Origin of the sequence: Kribbella ginsengisoli, from assembly GCF_039537185.1 — a bacterium.
In the GTDB taxonomy this organism is placed as follows: domain Bacteria; phylum Actinomycetota; class Actinomycetes; order Propionibacteriales; family Kribbellaceae; genus Kribbella; species Kribbella koreensis.
This window is the reverse complement of sequence record NZ_BAABAA010000009.1, coordinates 1-14,706: the sequence shown is the minus strand read 5'-3', so window position 1 is coordinate 14,706 and position 14,706 is coordinate 1. Positions and strand designations below refer to the sequence as shown.

General features: G+C 68.9%; 13 protein-coding genes. 7 read left to right on the top strand and 6 right to left on the bottom strand.

What is annotated here, in order from left to right:
- Positions 1 to 73 precede the first annotated feature (73 nt).
- Complete coding sequence (locus ABD768_RS29185) at positions 74 to 1,384, top strand: condensation domain-containing protein (RefSeq protein WP_344845963.1); 1,311 nt, start codon at positions 74 to 76, stop codon at positions 1,382 to 1,384.
- Positions 1,385 to 1,435: 51 nt separating this feature from the next.
- Here ABD768_RS29185 and ABD768_RS29180 read toward each other — a convergent pair whose 3' ends face one another.
- Entirely contained in the window at positions 1,436 to 2,884 is a 1,449-nt protein-coding gene (locus ABD768_RS29180; protein WP_344845961.1) for an alkaline phosphatase PhoX, read from the bottom strand.
- A gap of 101 nt (positions 2,885 to 2,985) precedes the next feature.
- Positions 2,986 to 3,342 (bottom strand): hypothetical protein, encoded by a 357-nt coding sequence (locus tag ABD768_RS29175; RefSeq protein ID WP_343965506.1) that lies wholly within the window; start codon positions 3,340 to 3,342, stop codon positions 2,986 to 2,988.
- Between the two features lie 136 nt (positions 3,343 to 3,478).
- Here ABD768_RS29175 and ABD768_RS29170 point away from each other — a divergent pair, with 136 nt between their 5' ends.
- The 3 genes from ABD768_RS29170 to ABD768_RS29160 are packed head-to-tail and all read left to right on the top strand — an operon-like array spanning position 3,479 to position 5,505.
- The gene (locus ABD768_RS29170) at positions 3,479 to 4,102 is read left to right on the top strand and encodes a VOC family protein (RefSeq protein WP_343965504.1); all 624 of its coding nucleotides are present in this window, start codon (positions 3,479 to 3,481) and stop codon (positions 4,100 to 4,102) included.
- A 60-nt stretch (positions 4,103 to 4,162) separates the two neighbouring features.
- Positions 4,163 to 4,603, top strand: a complete 441-nt coding sequence (locus tag ABD768_RS29165) for a hypothetical protein (RefSeq protein WP_344845958.1) — start codon at positions 4,163 to 4,165, stop codon at positions 4,601 to 4,603.
- Positions 4,604 to 4,623: 20 nt separating this feature from the next.
- On the top strand, positions 4,624 to 5,505 hold the full coding sequence (locus ABD768_RS29160) for a redoxin family protein (protein ID WP_344845955.1): 882 nt from the start codon (positions 4,624 to 4,626) through the stop codon (positions 5,503 to 5,505).
- Here ABD768_RS29160 and ABD768_RS29155 read toward each other — a convergent pair.
- From ABD768_RS29155 to ABD768_RS29140, 4 genes are all read right to left on the bottom strand, one after another.
- Complete coding sequence (locus ABD768_RS29155; RefSeq protein WP_344845952.1) at positions 5,502 to 6,218, bottom strand: SDR family oxidoreductase; 717 nt, start codon at positions 6,216 to 6,218, stop codon at positions 5,502 to 5,504. The genes ABD768_RS29160 and ABD768_RS29155 overlap by 4 nt on opposite strands.
- A gap of 213 nt (positions 6,219 to 6,431) precedes the next feature.
- Complete coding sequence (locus ABD768_RS29150) at positions 6,432 to 9,170, bottom strand: helix-turn-helix transcriptional regulator (RefSeq protein ID WP_344845950.1); 2,739 nt, start codon at positions 9,168 to 9,170, stop codon at positions 6,432 to 6,434.
- Positions 9,171 to 9,262: 92 nt separating this feature from the next.
- Positions 9,263 to 10,261, bottom strand: a complete 999-nt coding sequence (locus ABD768_RS29145) for a hypothetical protein (protein ID WP_344845947.1) — start codon at positions 10,259 to 10,261, stop codon at positions 9,263 to 9,265.
- 34 nt (positions 10,262 to 10,295) lie between these two features.
- Complete coding sequence (locus ABD768_RS29140) at positions 10,296 to 11,171, bottom strand: helix-turn-helix transcriptional regulator (RefSeq protein ID WP_344845944.1); 876 nt, start codon at positions 11,169 to 11,171, stop codon at positions 10,296 to 10,298.
- A gap of 121 nt (positions 11,172 to 11,292) precedes the next feature.
- On the opposite strand from ABD768_RS29140, the gene ABD768_RS29135 reads away from it, so the two are divergent.
- The 3 genes from ABD768_RS29135 to ABD768_RS29125 all read left to right on the top strand — a co-directional run.
- Positions 11,293 to 12,531 carry an MFS transporter gene (locus tag ABD768_RS29135; protein ID WP_344845941.1) on the top strand — a complete coding sequence of 413 codons (1,239 nt, stop codon included), beginning with the start codon at positions 11,293 to 11,295 and terminating at the stop codon, positions 12,529 to 12,531.
- Positions 12,528 to 13,001 (top strand): winged helix-turn-helix transcriptional regulator, encoded by a 474-nt coding sequence (locus ABD768_RS29130; RefSeq protein ID WP_344845939.1) that lies wholly within the window; start codon positions 12,528 to 12,530, stop codon positions 12,999 to 13,001. The genes ABD768_RS29135 and ABD768_RS29130 overlap by 4 nt, the downstream gene beginning before the upstream one ends.
- A 630-nt stretch (positions 13,002 to 13,631) precedes the next feature.
- The coding region (locus tag ABD768_RS29125; RefSeq protein ID WP_344845937.1) for an HNH endonuclease signature motif containing protein at positions 13,632 to 14,706 on the top strand (1,075 nt) is incomplete at its 3' end.

Here is a 14,706-nt window from a genome sequence, read left to right as displayed (position 1 = left end):
GATGGAATCGTCTTGACAGGGGCGGGGGATTTTGGTTTCGTCCGGGGCTGATGGGGACTCGGGAGGGCTTGTGATGCGGGTACCGTTGTCGTTCCCGCAGCACCTGCTGCGATTTTTCGATGTGCTGCATCCGGGGCAGGCGACCGGGCCGGCGTTCGTGATCAGCGCGGCGTACCGGGTGAGCGGGTCCGTCGATGAGGAGTTGCTGCGGGCATCGGTCACCGAGCTGATCGGCCGGCACGACGCACTGCGCGCCACCCTGCACGGCGGCGACGGCATGCCCTGGCAGGAGATCCACGAGCCCGGCGTGGGCCGGTTCGAGTCCATCGACCTCACCGAGCGCGGTGGAGACGTCGGCGGCGACCCCGACGACTTCCTCGACAGCCTGGACACCCGCGACCATCCGGGCGACCGATCACCGCTGCTCTGGGTGTACTACGCGAAGGTCGCCCCCGCGGACGGCGTACTGGCGCTCGTCGCCCATCACTCCGCAGCCGATGCATGGTCGATGGATCTACTCGTCCGCGACCTCGCCACCTGCTACGCGGCCCGCATCGAAGGTCGTCTGCCGCAACCCGTTGCTGCCAGCACCTATGCGGAGTTCGCTGTCGACGACCAGGCGCGGCGTGACAGCCCGCGCGCTGCAAGGGCACTCGACTACTGGTCGGCCAAGCTCGCCGAGGTCGACGTCACCTCATTGCCCTCCGATCGGCCGAGGGAGCCGAAGGACGACGGCATCCGCGGCCAACTCCGGTTCGACATCGACCCAGCGCTCGCGGAGCGACTCGCGGAGACGGCGCGCCGGGCGAGGTGCTCGCCGTTCATGGTCCACCTGACGGCGTACCTGCTCACCCTGCGCGAGCTGACCGGCGCCACCGACCTCACCGTCCCGACCCTGACCGCCGGCCGCGGCCGGCCCGAGCTCGACCAGACGGTCGGCTTCTTCCTCAACGCGCTCCTGCTCCGCACAGACCTCAGTACGGCGAAGGACCCCGGAGAAGCACTCGCCGAGGTACGCCGCACCTGTCTGGATGCCTACCGCAACGAACTTCCCATCCTGCGGCTGCTGGAAGAAGTACCGGACGCCGGCCTGCTGCTGGCTGACGAGTCCTTCGTCCTGATGCCGTTCCAGCACATCCCGCTTGGCCGACGGCAGCCCCGAGCATTCGGCCCGGCGGCGACCTACGAGTCCTTCGACCGCCGCCCCGGCTCCCGCCCACACGGCGTGGCAGTGCCGCTGGATGGTCTGTGGACCATCGACGAGCGCCCAGGCGGCCTGCTCACCGCGAAGATCTCCTACACCCCGGCCATGTTCGACGCCTCCACCCTGGAATCCCACGTGGACGCGTACCTGAACCAACTGCACAAGCTGGCCTGGACATGAAACGGCCGGCAGCGCGCAACCGCGCACTGCCGGCCGATCAGCAGCTCGGTCTCAGCCGAGGTAGTCGCGCCACGGGCCGGTGATGGCCAGCGTGATACCAGGCGTCTGGATGTTGACGAAGAGCACCTTGCCGTCCTCGGAGAAGGTCGGGCCGGTGAACTCGGAGTCGTTGAGCATGTTGCGGGCGATCGCGTACGTCGGGCCGCCGGGGACCGAGCTGAGCACGTGGCTGCTGGCCAGACCGTCCTCGGCCAGGATCAGCGAACCCCACGGGGTGACGGTCACGTTGTCGGGCGCGTCGAAGTTGAAGTCGTCGTACTTCGCCGCGGCGCCCTTGTCGGCGGCCGGGTTGGCCGGGAAGTAGGTGACCAGCTGGATGGTCTGGTGCTTGTAGTTGTAGAACCAGATCATCCCCTCGTGCGGGACGCCGTCGGCCGGGATGTCGGTGGTGCCCATCTTGGCGAACGAGTTGACCACGTAGACGCCGTCGTGGGTGCCGTAGACGCCCTCGAACTTCTTGCCGCGGGTGACCTGGCCGTCGGTGAACTGCTTGCGGGCCGAGACCGAGACGGCGTCGCGGTCCGGTACCGGCACCCAGGCGACCCGGAACGGGCGCAGCAGCTGCGCCGAGGTCAGGTACGCGACGTCCGGGATCGGCTTGCCGTCGTCGTTCAGGATCGCCATCGCCTCGAGGGTGCCGAAGTTGACGTCCTGCAGGTCCTGCCAGCTCTCCTTGCCGAGCCGGTAGCCGGCCGGGGCGGTCCAGCGGTAGAAGGATCCGTTCGGGCCGGAGGCGTCCTCGGACAGGTACACGTGCTGCTTGTCCCGGTCGACCGCGACCGCCTCGTGGGCGAACCGGCCGAGCGCCTTCAGCGGCACCGGGTGCGCGGTCTTGCCGTCGCCCCAGACCTCGAAGACGTAGCCGTGGTCCTTCAGCCGGGTGGTGCCGTTGGCCTTGTTCTCGGTCTCCTCGCAGGTCCACCAGGTGCCCCACGGCGTCGGGCCGCCGGCGCAGTTGGTGAGGGTGCCGGAGATGCCGACCCACTCGCCGTGGTTGGTGCCGTCGCGGTCGACCGAGATGACGGTGCAGCCGCCGGCCGAGCCGACGCCGGAGTCGTAGACGGTACCGGCGATCTGCGGTACGCCGAGCGGGTCGTTGCCGCTGATCTCGTGGTTCTGGATCAGCGTGTACTGCTTGGTGCCGTTGCCGAAGACCGCCGTGCCGTCGTGCAGCGTCGGAGTCTTGTGGCCGCTCTTCAGCGTGGTCTCGCCGGCGTGCGTGACGACGGTGTACTTGAAGCCCGGGGGCAGCGCGAGCAGACCCTTGGGGTCGTCCATCAGCGGCGGGAACGGGCGGTTGGTCGGGAACGGCCGCGAGCCGCCTTCAGCGGGCTCGGGGGTCGCCTCGGCGAGCGAGGGGACGGCGCCGACGGCGGCGAAGCCGACACCCGTGGCGCCGACGGCGGCACCCCGGAGGACAGAACGACGATCGAGAGACATTGCGTTGCTCCTTGGATCCTGGACGTGACCCCGATCCTCACTGCCGCAGGCGAACAGAAGCTGAACAACTCTGGGCGAATTGTTCTTGTCACCCGCTGGATTCAGCGGCCGACGGAGCGTCGCCGAACGAGTCGCGGCCGGTCCGGCGGAGGCATCCAGGTGGCCAGTAGCTCCCGGTGGGAGGGGAGCGGATGCAGGCGCCGTACGTCGATCTGCCGGACCAGCTCACGCCGCAACCGGAGCATCGGCAGCGCGAGCCTGACCTGCTGGATCGCCATTGCCGGGGTCTGACTCCGGGTCCGGAGGGTGAACTCCACGTCGCCGTGCACGAAGCAGAGGTCGGCGCGCAGCCGCATCGGCCAGGGCAGCCGGCGCCCGGCGTAGCGGATCTCGTGGAGCTCGGACGCCGACGCGGGCCAGCCCATCCGCACCTGGATCCGCACGACGTACCACCCCATACTGCCGATGATGCGCCTCCGGAATCCGCCCCGCCAGGTTCTGGCCCGTGCGATGACCAGGGGGTCGTACTGGTGCGAGAGTGGGGGCTGGAGCGCGAGGGTGTAGTCACCAGTCCTACTCAGGAGGAAGAGAGTCATGAGCGATCTGAAGCTCGAAGCGGTTGTCATCCCGGTCACCGACGTGGACCGGGCGAAGACGTTCTACGGCGATCTCGGCTGGCGGCTCGACGCCGACTTCGCGTTCGACAACGGCTTCCGGGTCGTGCAGTTCACGTCGCCGGGGTCGCCGGCGTCCGTCCAGTTCGGGTCGAAGATCACCTCGGCGCCGGCCGGTTCGGCCCAGGGGCTCTACCTGGTCGTCTCCGACATCGAGGCCGCTCGCGAGGAGCTGCTGGCCAAGGGAGCCAAGGTCAGCGAGGTTTTCCACAGCGTCGCGCCGGGTGCCCAGTTCGCCGCCGACGGCGAGGGGCGCGAGAGTGGCCGGGCCGAGGACGGGGCCAGCTACGGCTCGTTCGCGACCTTCAGCGATCCCGACGGCAACACCTGGCTTCTGCAGGAGATCACGAAGCGCCTGCCCGGGCGGATCGACTCCGGCGAGACCACCTACGCCTCGGTGCAGGACGTCCAGGACGCCCTGATCCGGGCGGCGACCGCGCACGGCGAACACGAGAAGCGCACCGGCGAACACGATGAGCAGTGGCCTGCCTGGTACGCCGCGTACATGGTCGCCGAACAGTCCGGCGCCGACCTGCCCGAGTAACCGTCCACAGGCAGTGGCGAGGTGGCCGCCAGGCCGCCTCGCCGCCGGTATGGTTCGAGTATGGCGACAATTCGCTTCACCCAGAGCACCACCGCGACACCTGAGCAATTCATCGCCGGCCTGACCGACTTCGGCCCGGGGCGTGGGGACCTGTTCGGCAACAGCACCGACGGCTACCTGAAGGTGCACAGCCAGAGCCCCGGCCATGCCGACGTCACCGAGGGCTCGAACGGTATCTGGGAGCGGCTGTCCTACGACTGGACCGACCCGCACCACATCGTGCTGAAGACGACCGAGTCCAACCTGTGGGGCCCGGGCTCCGGTCACGAGTACACGCTGACCGAGCGGCCCGACGGCAAGACCGACATCGCGGTCGTCGTCGACCGGGTCGGGATGGGCGTCAAGGGCAAGCTGCTGGGCGCGCTGCTGACCGTCGGCGGCCGGCGGATCCTCGGCAAGGCGTTCGAGAAGACGCTCCGGGCGATCGAACGCAGGGGCTGACTCCGACTGGAGGGGTGGTCATGTTCGCAGGGATGCACATGCCGTCGTTCGACCGGGCCTCGGCCTGGCTGAACACCGCGCCACTGGCCCTGGACCGGCTGCGCGGCCAGGTGGTGCTGGTGGATTTCTGGACCCTGACCTGTATCAACTGGCTGCGCACCGAGCCGTACGTCCGGGCCTGGTCGCGCGCCTACCGCGACGACGGGCTGGTCGTCGTCGGGGTGCACACGCCGGAGTTCGGCTTCGAGCACGAGCTGGACCGGGTCCGGCTGGCGGTCGCCGAGCGGGAGATCGACTATCCCGTTGCCCTCGACAACGACTACGGGATCTGGACAGCGTTCGCCAACCACTACTGGCCGGCCCTGTACTTCGTGGATCGCGACGGCAAGATCCGCGATCATCACTTCGGCGAAGGCAGGTACGAGCAGTCCGAGCGCGTGATCCAGCAACTGCTCGGGATCGAGCGTGAGCTGGTCTCGCCGTCGGTCGTGGGTGTCGGCGTCGAGGCGGAGGCCGACTGGGCCAGTCTGCGTACTCCGGAGACCTACCTCGGGTACACGCGTGGTGGGCCGATCGAGGGGCTGGCCGGCGACTGGAGGGTTGAGCGGGAGTACGTCGTACTGGACAAGGCGGGTGGCAGCATCGCCTTCCCCTTCCGTGCCAGGGATGCGCATCTGGTGTTGTCGTCGCGGCGGAGTGAGCCGATTCCGTTCCGGGTGCTGCTCGACGGGCAGCCGCCGGGCGCGTCCCACGGGATCGACGTCGATGCTGAGGGCAACGGGTTGCTCGAGGCCGGCCGGATGTACCAGCTGATCCGGCAGGACGGGCCGGTCTGGGACCGTACGGTGGAGATCACCTTTCTCGAAGCCGGCGCGGAGGCCTACGTCTTCACATTTGGTTAAACGAGTTGCTGGCCGCCGTCGATGTCGTAGGTGGCCCCGGTCAGGGCGGTGTTGGTCATCAGGTGGACGGCCAGGGTGGCGATGTCCTCCGGGCCGACCACCCGGCCGATCGGCAGCGTCGATCGGAGCTGCTCGCGCCGGGCGTCGAGCTGATCGCCGAGCAGTGTCGCCGACAGGGGAGTGTCGACGAAGCCGGCCGCGATCAGGTTGACCCGGATCGGGGCGAGTTCGACGGCGAGATTCCTGGTCAGGGCGGGTCCCGCGGCGGTCAGCGCGCCGATGACGGACATCCCGGGTGCGCTCTTGCGGCCGCCGGTGCCACCCATGAAGAGCAGGGTGCCGCCGGGGCGCACCTTGCCGATCGCCAGCTTGCTGATCAGGATCGGGAGCAGCAGGTGCGACTCGAGGTCCTCGCGGGCCTTGTCGAGGTCGAGCTCCGGCAGCGGAGCGTAGTACGGGCCTGGGCCGGTGACGAGGACGTGGTCGATCGGGGTCGGCAGGCCTTGGAAGAAGCTCGTCAGCTGGGCGAAGTCGGTGGCGTCGAAGGCAGCGGTCTCCGCGCCCAGCTCCTGTCCGGCCGCTTCGAGCCGCTCGGCGTTGCGGGCGGTGATGATCACCTTGGCGCCCTTGGCCCGCGCCAGCCGGGCGGTCTCCAGCCCGATCCCCAGGCTGCCGCCGATCACCACGACGGTCTGGCCGTCCAGTTCGCTCATCATTACTCCGTTCGCTGCGGGTCGAGTGCGGGCGTCACCATCTCCTTCATGGAGTTGCCACAATAGGCGCCTCCACGAGGATCCACCCGTTGCCGTCCGGGTCACTGAACTCCGCACAGGCGCACCACCGGCGAACTCGCCGACGGGCAGAGCCTGGTACTGGCGATCCGGTGCCGGCAGCGGTCGTTCGCATCCGTGGAAGGCTCTGGTGCGTCAGGCAGGGGAGCGGGCGAGCGCGCCGCGGAGCTGCCGCCGGGAGGTGATGCCGAGCTTGGAGTAGGCCTTGCGCAGGTGCCACTCGACAGTCCGGTGGCTGATGAACAGCTGCGCAGCGATCTCCGGGTTCGTCAGGCCGTCCTGGGCCAGGCCGGCGATCTGGGCCTCCTGCGCGGTGAGGTCGTTGGCCGTCTCGGGTGAGCGCTTGCGGACGGTCTCACCCGTGGCGAGCAGCTCGTGCCGGGCACGCTCGGCGAATCCTCCGAGTCCCATCTCGATCAGCAGGTCGTGGGCTGCCCGGAGTTGCTCGCGGGCATCGACGCGACGACCCTCGCGGCGTAGCCATTCGCCGTACAGGAGGTGGGCGCGGGCGATCTCGACGCGCAGGCTGGTCCGGTTGAGCCGGTCGAGCGATTCGCGGTACGCCGCCTCGTCCGACGTCAGCAATGCGCGGACACGGCTCTCGATCCCGAGCCCCCAGTCGGTCGGGAGGGCGCTGGTCCGTTCGGTCAGCCACGCGAGAGCGGCCTCGACCAGCTTGGTGTCACCGGTCCTCGACGCTGCCTCGGCGAGCTCGCTCACCACCAGTACGCCGTACCCGACGACATCCTGCTCGAACACCTGGCGGGCCGCCTCCAGCGCAACGTCGTACCGCCCGAGGCCGTTGTGCAGCACCGCCCTCCCGTACGTCGCGAACGCCGTCATCCGACCCTGGTCGCGGGCTGTCGCCTGGCGGATGGTCGTGTCGATCAGGTGGGTCGCCGTCGCCTCGTTGCCCCGGAACGCTTCGAGCATGAGGTTGCCGTAGGCCACTCGCGGGTTGCCCGAGGCGGCCGCGATCCGACGGTCCTCCTCGAGCAGCCCGGCCACGACGGACAGCTCGCCGGTCAGGCACAGGAGGTTGGCCCGGAAGTTGAGCGCGAACTGCAGTTGCACCAGCGCGCCCGACTCGCGAGCCAGCCGGTCCTGCCGGAGGGCGAGTTCGAGCGCCGCGCCGAAGTCCCAGACCTCGAGCGCGATCGTGCCGCCCGCGCGGTTCCCGGCCAGCCAGAGCCAGCTGCTGACCTCGTCGGCGCCGATCTCAGTCTGCAGAGCATGGGCGAGTGCCTTGGCGAGCACCGGTGCGGCCGCTGGATATCCACGGGTGAAGCGCAAGGCGAGCGCGTCGAGCAGGAGGTCGACCGGCCGCTCCGATCCAGTGGCAGCCGGTACTGCGTTCGCCGTCTCCATCAGGATGGCCGGGGCCTCAGATCCGGTGGACCACATCGCGGCCGACAACGCCTCGAGATAGGTCTCGCGCGATTGGCCGGGGTCGAGCGGTTCGAGCTGCTTGGCCGCGTCGAGCAAGTGCCGGGCAGCGTCGCCGGCGTGCCCTTGGTCGAAGGCGATCTCTCCCCGCAGGCGTTCGATCTCGGCGGCCCGGAGTGGGTCCGGTGGTCCCGAGGCAGCGCTTCCGAGCAGGGTGAGCGCGCTGCGCAGCGCGCCCGAACTGCGCATCACTCCGGCTGCTGCCAGGGCTCGTCGGGCGCGCTGGGCGGGCTCGGGTGTCAACGCCGCCGAGCGTTCAAGGAAGGCGGCGGCCGCGACGAGACCACCGCAGCCGGCGGCCCGGTGAGCAGAGTTCTCGAGCTCGGCCGCGACGTCTTCGTCGGGTCGCGCCGTCGCCTGGGCGCGGTGCCAGGCCCGCCGATCCGGATCGACCGCCGGGTCGGTCACCTCGGCCAAGGCCCGATGCACGGCCTGCCGATCCTGCGGTGAGGCCATCCGGTACGCCGCCGAGCGCACCAGCGGATGCCGGAACCGGACGTGCTGGCCGAAGCTGATCAGCCCGGACTCGATCGCGGCCGCTGCCGGGTCAGCGCCGAGACCGAGCTGCTCGGCCGCGCGCCAGAGCAGGGTCGCGTCGCCGAGCGGTTCGGCGGCGGCGGTGAGGAGGAGCAGCCGGGTGTCGGCGGGGAGCGGTTCGAGTCGTCGCGCGAAGCCCTCTTCGATCCGGCCGGCCAGACCTCCCGAGGTGAATCCGTCGGTGAGTTCCGCGGTGGTCCAGGCGAGTGGCAGTTCGAGCAGGGCGAGCGGGTTGCCACGGGTCTCGGCGACGATCCGGTCGCGGACGCGCTGGTCGGCGAGCCCGGGCAGTACCGAATCGAGCAGCGCCCGCGCGTCGTCGCCGTCGAGGCCGCGGATCTCCAGCTCGGGGAGGCCGGTCAGTTCGTGCTCCTCGCCGTCGCGGACGGAGAAGACCAGCACCACCGACTCGGCCTCCAGCCGCCTGGCGACGAAGGCGAGTACCTGCGCGGACACCCGGTCCAGCCACTGGGCGTCATCGACGACGCACACCACGGGGTGTTGCTGGTCGGCCGCGTCGCTGAGCAGATTCAAGACGGCCAGGCCGACCAGGAACCGGTCCGGCGCCGATCCGTTCACCAGGCCGAACGCAGTACCGAGGGCGTCGCGTTGAGGCGGCGGCAGGTGGTCGAGCCGGCCCAGGAACGGCTGGCAGAGCTGTTGCAGTCCGGCGTACGCGAGCTCCATCTCGGACTCGACGCCCGCGGCCCGAGCGACCTGGCATCGCTTGCCGCGGGCGACGAACGCGTCGAGCAGGGCCGACTTGCCGACACCGGCTTCGCCGCGGAGTACCAGTACGCCGGCCCGGCCGGCCCGCGCGGCGTCGATCACGCCGTCGAGTACGGCGTTCTCCTGCCGGCGTCCGCGCAGCTCACGATCTCCGATGGCCACGGGGCCAGGCTTGCATCCGGGTGGCCCGGGCGCAATCGTCGCCAGCTCGTGCGGTCGTGCGGTCGTGCGGTCGTGCGGTCGTGCGGTCGTGCCTAGTGGATGCGGGCGATGACGAGGTTGGGGTCCTGCTGGGTGAGGTAGGCGGCGCTGAGTACGTAGGCCGTGTTTCCCCGTACTGCGACCGAGGTCGGGTTCTGGAGACCGTCGGCGCCGGTGAGCAGCGTCTTGCGGGTGCCGTCGGGGCGGATCAGGACGAGGGTGCCGGCCGAGTCGATCGTCGCCACGAGGTCGTCGCCGTGACCGGTGAACTCGAAGTCGTCGATACCGGGCAGGCCGGTCGCGCGGGTCTGGAGCTGGCCGGCCCGCTGGTGGTGATCGATGGGGATCCGCAGGACCGTGCCTTTGTCGAGATTGGTGACCCAGACGGCGCCGTCTCGGAGCTTGACGCCGTTGACACCCAGGAAGCCGGTGCTGGCCAGTTCTGGTGCGGTCGACCAGGCCTTGGGCGTGCCGCCGGTCTTCGGGACTTGCCAGATCGTGCCGAGGACTGAGTCGGCGATGTAGAGGGTGCCGGTGCGCTTGTCGAGTGCGAGGCCGTTGGGGAGGCCGGTGGCTGGGAGGGGTGCGATGCGTTCGGGTTTGCCGCCGGGGCGGAGGCGGTAGAGGCCGGTCAGGTCCGTCGTACCGGTGGCGTAGAGGAAGTACAAGGTGCCGTTGGTGTCGCGGACGATGCCGGAGGTGAGGGGGAAGCCGAGGACGGGGGTGTGGTTGGCGCCGTCGGCGGGAGCGGGGAGGGTGGCGAGGATGCGGGTGGTGCCGTCGGGGTCGATTCGGGCGATCTGGCGGCCGACGGCGAAGGTGACGTAGAGGACGCCGCCGGGGGCTAGCGCGACGTTTTCGGGCGTCTGGCCGGCTGCGAGGTCGAAGTGCACTGCGATGCGGGCAGCGGTCGCGCGGGAGGCGACGGCGGCGGCCGAGAGGCTGGGAGACGACGGGCCGGCCGCTGCTGCGCCGACGGCGGTCGATTGGAGGCCGACTGCGGCGAGGCTTGCGGCTAGTGCGACGGCTGAGAGCGCCTTGATTCTGGACATGGGTATCCCTTGTTTTGTTGGGTTTTGGGTGTTGTCAGGTGGGTTGGTAAGTCTTGGTGGGCGCGGTCGCCTGGGCGAGCAGGTTCAGCGCGGTCTGGGACGGCGAGCCGGGCTCGGCGGTGGCGACGACGATGTACTGGTCCGGTCGCGAGGGGCTCTGCAGCGTCTGCTGGGTGACCGTCAGGCTGCCGACCAGCGGGTGGTTCATCGCATAGGCCGCGACGTCGCAGGGCTGGATGCGGTGGTCACCCCAGAGGGAGGCGAACTCGGGGCTGTTGACGGTCAACTCGCCGATCAGGTTGAGCAGCAGGGGATCGTCGGAGTTCCGGCCGACCGCGATTCGCAGGTTGCCGACCACGGCGCGGGCCTTGCTCAGCCAGTCGGGGTAGAGCTCGCGCAGATGCGCGTCCAGGAACACCAGCCTTGCCATGTTGGGCCGGGTCGACGGTTGCCGGGGTGCGTCGGGCAGTAGGTGGCCGGCGTACAGGGCATGTCCGAGCTGGTTCCAGGCCAGTACGTCGGTACTGCGCCCGAGCACGATCGTCGGCGCGTCGTTCAGGGCATCCAGGAGAGCAGTCGTCGCGTCGGTGACGCGCTCGGGGGCGGGCCGGCGGGTGGAGGGGCGACGCTGTTTGGCGTCGGCGAGGAGGCGGAGGTGGGTTCGCTCGGACTCGGTCAGGCAGAGGGCCTGGGCGATGGCGTCGAGGATCTCGGGCGACGCTCGGTGGGACTGTCCCTGCTCGAGGCGGGTGTAGTACGGGGCGCTGATTCCCGCGAGGAGCGCTACCTCCTCGCGGCGCAGACCGGGTACGCGGCGCTTGTCGAGGTAGGTCTTGAGGCCTACGTCTTCGGGGAGCAGTCGCGCTCGCCTTGCCTTCAGGAACTCGCCGAGCTCCCCGCTTCCGTTCATGTCTCCGAGTATGCGTCGGGGCCGTAATGCCAGCCTGACCCGCTGAAGGTCAGGCAGTGGTGTGACCCAGGTCATAGGCTTAGCTGGATTGCAAATCGATATTCAGGTGTTGAGGATCAGCATGACCACACTCGAACTACCTGTCGTGACCGCGCGGGAACCGCGGACGTTGAGCCGGAAGGCCAGTTTCTGGACCGCGGCGGCTGTCGCGGGGCTGAGCCTCTGGACGAGCGCGGCGCCGACCACGACGTACCCGCTCTACGCTCGAACCTGGCATCTGACGCCGACCGCTACGACGGCGATCTTCGCGGTCTATCCGATCGTGCTCGTGGTGTTCCTGCTGGTGTTCGGGCAGCTGTCCGACTACATCGGGCGGCGGACGACGATGCTCTACGGGCTGGCTGCGATGCTCGGTGGGGTGCTGCTGTTCGCGGTGGCCCCGTCGGTCGGTTGGGTTTATGCCGGGCGGGCGCTGATGGGGGTGGGCGTCGGGTTGGCGCTGGCGCCGGCGACGGCTGCCGCGGTCGAGTTCAGTGCTCGCGGGAAGGCTGCGCGGGCCTCGTCTGTGACGACTGCGGCGACGACGGTCGGGTTGTCGTTGGCGACGATTGTTGGTGGCGGGCTGATCCAGTACGGTCCGGCGCCGCGGCATCTGGACTTCTGGGTGTTGGTGGCGGTGATCGCTGCGGTGTTCCCGTTCGTGTGGGCGATGCCGCGGCACACCAAGGACGAGAGCCAGGGCCGGTGGCGCCCGCGCCCGATCAGGGTGCCCAAGGGGATCCGGCTCCTGTACGCCGCTGCTGCGCTCGCGGTGACGACGTCGTTCGCGTTCGGCACGGTGTTCCTTGCCTTGGGCGCCCAATTGGCTCGTGACCTGATCGGGTCGACCAACATCTTCGTGACCGGGCTGGTGCTCGCGATCCTGTCGGCGACTGGTGGGGTGACGGCGATCTTGACTCGTGGCTTCCCGGCAGGACGGCAGGTTCTCGTCGGTACGGGCTTCGTTGCTGCGGCGCTGACGTTGCTGGAGGTCTCGGCGCAGACGCATTCGCTGCTGCTGTTCATCGTGACCAGCCTGCTCGGCGGAGTCAGCTATGGCCTGCTGTTCTCTGGTGGACTGGGGCTCGTCGCCACCCATGCACCGGCCCACCACCGAGGCGGTACCGTCTCTGCGGTCTACTTGGTGGCCTACGTCGGTCAAGGCGCGGTGGCGTTGTCGCTGGGCGCCATCGCTACCGCCTCCGGGCTCAGCACGGCATTGCTCCTTGGCGTCCTGGCAATCGGCGTGCTTACGGTCCTGGCTTTCGGAGTGGCGGGGCTGCTAGCAGTACGGGGTAATTTGGAAGCGGAGGCCCGATGAAGACTGAAACAGCTCGACCGACCTGCTCGATCGCCCGCACCCTGGAGGTCATCGGCGACCGCTGGTCCTTCCTGATCCTCCGCGAGGCTCACCGAGGCAACACCCGCTTCGCCGAGTTCAAAGAAATCCTCGGCATCGCCCCGAACATCCTCACCGCCAGGTTGCACACCCTGGTGGAAGCCGGCGTCCTCGAGAAGCACGACTACCGCGCCGAAGGCGAACGCACCCGCTCCTCCTACCACCTCACCCAGGCCGGCAAGGACCTCAAGCTGACCCTCGCCGCCCTCCAGCAATGGGGCGACATCTACGAACCCCGCGAAGAAGGCCCCACAGTCCTCCGCCGCAACACCCAAACAGGCGAACTCGTCTCAGTAGCCTTCATTGACACCACCGGCCAAGCCGTCCCCGACGAAAACGTAACCTTCGAACCAGTCCCCGGCGGCCCCGCCGACCACCTGATCTGGCGCTGACCCCACACAGGCAAGACACCCTGGCCGGCCAATGGGTGCCTTGGGCAACAATCAAACAGCGAAGAGCAACAGCGAAGAGCAACAGCGAAGAGCAACGGCGAAGAGCAACGGCGAAGAGCAACGGCGAAGAGCAACGGCGAAGAGCAACGGCGAAGAGCAACGGCGAAGAGCAACGGCGAAGAGCAACGGCGAAGAGCAACGGCCCGTCCCGGCTGCTGCTGTGGTTCACGCTGTGCCGGGCTCCCAGTTGCGAAGAACTACATAGAGACCGGCTTCCGTTGTGGTTTAGGCAGTGCCGGGAGCGACGGTCGTGGGGCGAAGACCTACAGGCAAGACCTACAGGCAAGAACTACAGGCAAGAACTACAGGCCAACCCGGTTGTCGCGGTGGTTCACTCGGTGCAGGGACGAAGGTCGGTTGCTGGGGTTGCAAGGGCGTCAAAGTGAGAGGCGGCGTTGAGTCGGCTGCTGTCGAACTCGAGTGGCGTAGCCGCCGGCGCGAACGCCGAACGAGCCCAGCGCTTCAAACAACCTACAGGTACTTGGTCGATGTGAAGTGGTGAGGAATTCACCTTGTGGATAAGGGCTTTCCAGCCCGAAACTGTCCCCGGACTCGTCTAACGTTGTGGCCATGGACGACCGGGCGGTGGAGACGATGAGCGGCGACGAGCTGCTGTCCGACTCCGACGTCATCGAGACCGCGATCGAAGAACTGCTGGCCCGCCGCCACCAGGTCATCCGCCGCCTGGACGAAATCAAGTACGCCGAAGAGATCGGCGCCCACGACACCGCCCGGCTGCTCGAGAAACGCTACCGCCTCGACCCCACCGAAGCCCGCCGCCGCGTCCGCCTCGCCCTCGCACTCCCGAACTACCCGACCGTGGCCGCCGCCCTCCCTGCCCCCGGCAACGACCTGCCCGACAACGCCGTGGCGCTGTCGTCGGCGCAGGCCGACGCGATCGTGTCCGCGCTGGAGAAACTCCCCAAACGCGCCAACATCCCCGTCGAAGAACTCGACGCCGCCGCCGACGCGATGGTCCAGGCCGCCCGGCACATGAACCCTAGCGACCTGCGCAGCCTGGGCGAACAGGTCCGCAACATCCTCGACACCGACGGCCCCGAACCCCGCGAAGCCGCCGCCAGAGCCCGCGAAGAAGTCTGGGTCAAGAAAGCCGACGACGGCGTCAAGTTCGGCGGCTACCTCGCCGGCGAGAACGCCGAAAAACTCCAGACCGTCCTCCAGGCCGGCGCGAAACCCCACAAGACCGACGACGGCGAACAAGACCCCCGCTCCCGCGGCAAACGCCAAGCCGACGCCCTCATCGACACCCTCGACATCGCCCTGGCATCCGGTGACCTGCCCACCCGGGGCGGGATCAAGCCGCACATCGCCGTCACGATCAACCTCAACGACCTGCTCGAGGCGGGCCGCCACGCCACCGGTGACCTCACCTACGGCGACGGCCTGTCCGCCGCCGGGATCCGCCGGCTGGCGTGCGATGCCGGGATCATCCCGATCGTGTTGGGCTCGGACAGCCAGCCGCTGGATGTCGGACGCGAGTTCCGCTACGTCACCAACGGTTTGCGCAACGCGTTGAACCAGCGCGACAAAGGCTGCGTCATCTGCCACGCCCCACCCATCTACTGCGACGCCCACCACCTCATCAGCTGGCAAGACGGCGGAGTCACCAGCCTCACCAACCTCG

Bases quoted from the DNA above. Each gene is read 5' to 3' on its own strand.
- ABD768_RS29130 (WP_344845939.1), top strand. From the start codon at position 12,528: ATGAAGACTGAAACAGCTCGACCGACCTGCTCGATCGCCCGCACCCTG.
- ABD768_RS29160 (WP_344845955.1), top strand. From the start codon at position 4,624: ATGTTCGCAGGGATGCACATGCCGTCGTTCGACCGGGCCTCGGCCTGG.
- ABD768_RS29170 (WP_343965504.1), top strand. From the start codon at position 3,479: ATGAGCGATCTGAAGCTCGAAGCGGTTGTCATCCCGGTCACCGACGTG.
- ABD768_RS29180 (WP_344845961.1), bottom strand. From the start codon at position 2,884: ATGTCTCTCGATCGTCGTTCTGTCCTCCGGGGTGCCGCCGTCGGCGCC.
- ABD768_RS29140 (WP_344845944.1), bottom strand. From the start codon at position 11,171: ATGAACGGAAGCGGGGAGCTCGGCGAGTTCCTGAAGGCAAGGCGAGCG.
- ABD768_RS29185 (WP_344845963.1), top strand. From the start codon at position 74: ATGCGGGTACCGTTGTCGTTCCCGCAGCACCTGCTGCGATTTTTCGAT.
- ABD768_RS29165 (WP_344845958.1), top strand. From the start codon at position 4,163: ATGGCGACAATTCGCTTCACCCAGAGCACCACCGCGACACCTGAGCAA.
- ABD768_RS29145 (WP_344845947.1), bottom strand. From the start codon at position 10,261: ATGTCCAGAATCAAGGCGCTCTCAGCCGTCGCACTAGCCGCAAGCCTC.
- ABD768_RS29175 (WP_343965506.1), bottom strand. From the start codon at position 3,342: ATGGGGTGGTACGTCGTGCGGATCCAGGTGCGGATGGGCTGGCCCGCG.
- ABD768_RS29135 (WP_344845941.1), top strand. From the start codon at position 11,293: ATGACCACACTCGAACTACCTGTCGTGACCGCGCGGGAACCGCGGACG.
- ABD768_RS29155 (WP_344845952.1), bottom strand. From the start codon at position 6,218: ATGAGCGAACTGGACGGCCAGACCGTCGTGGTGATCGGCGGCAGCCTG.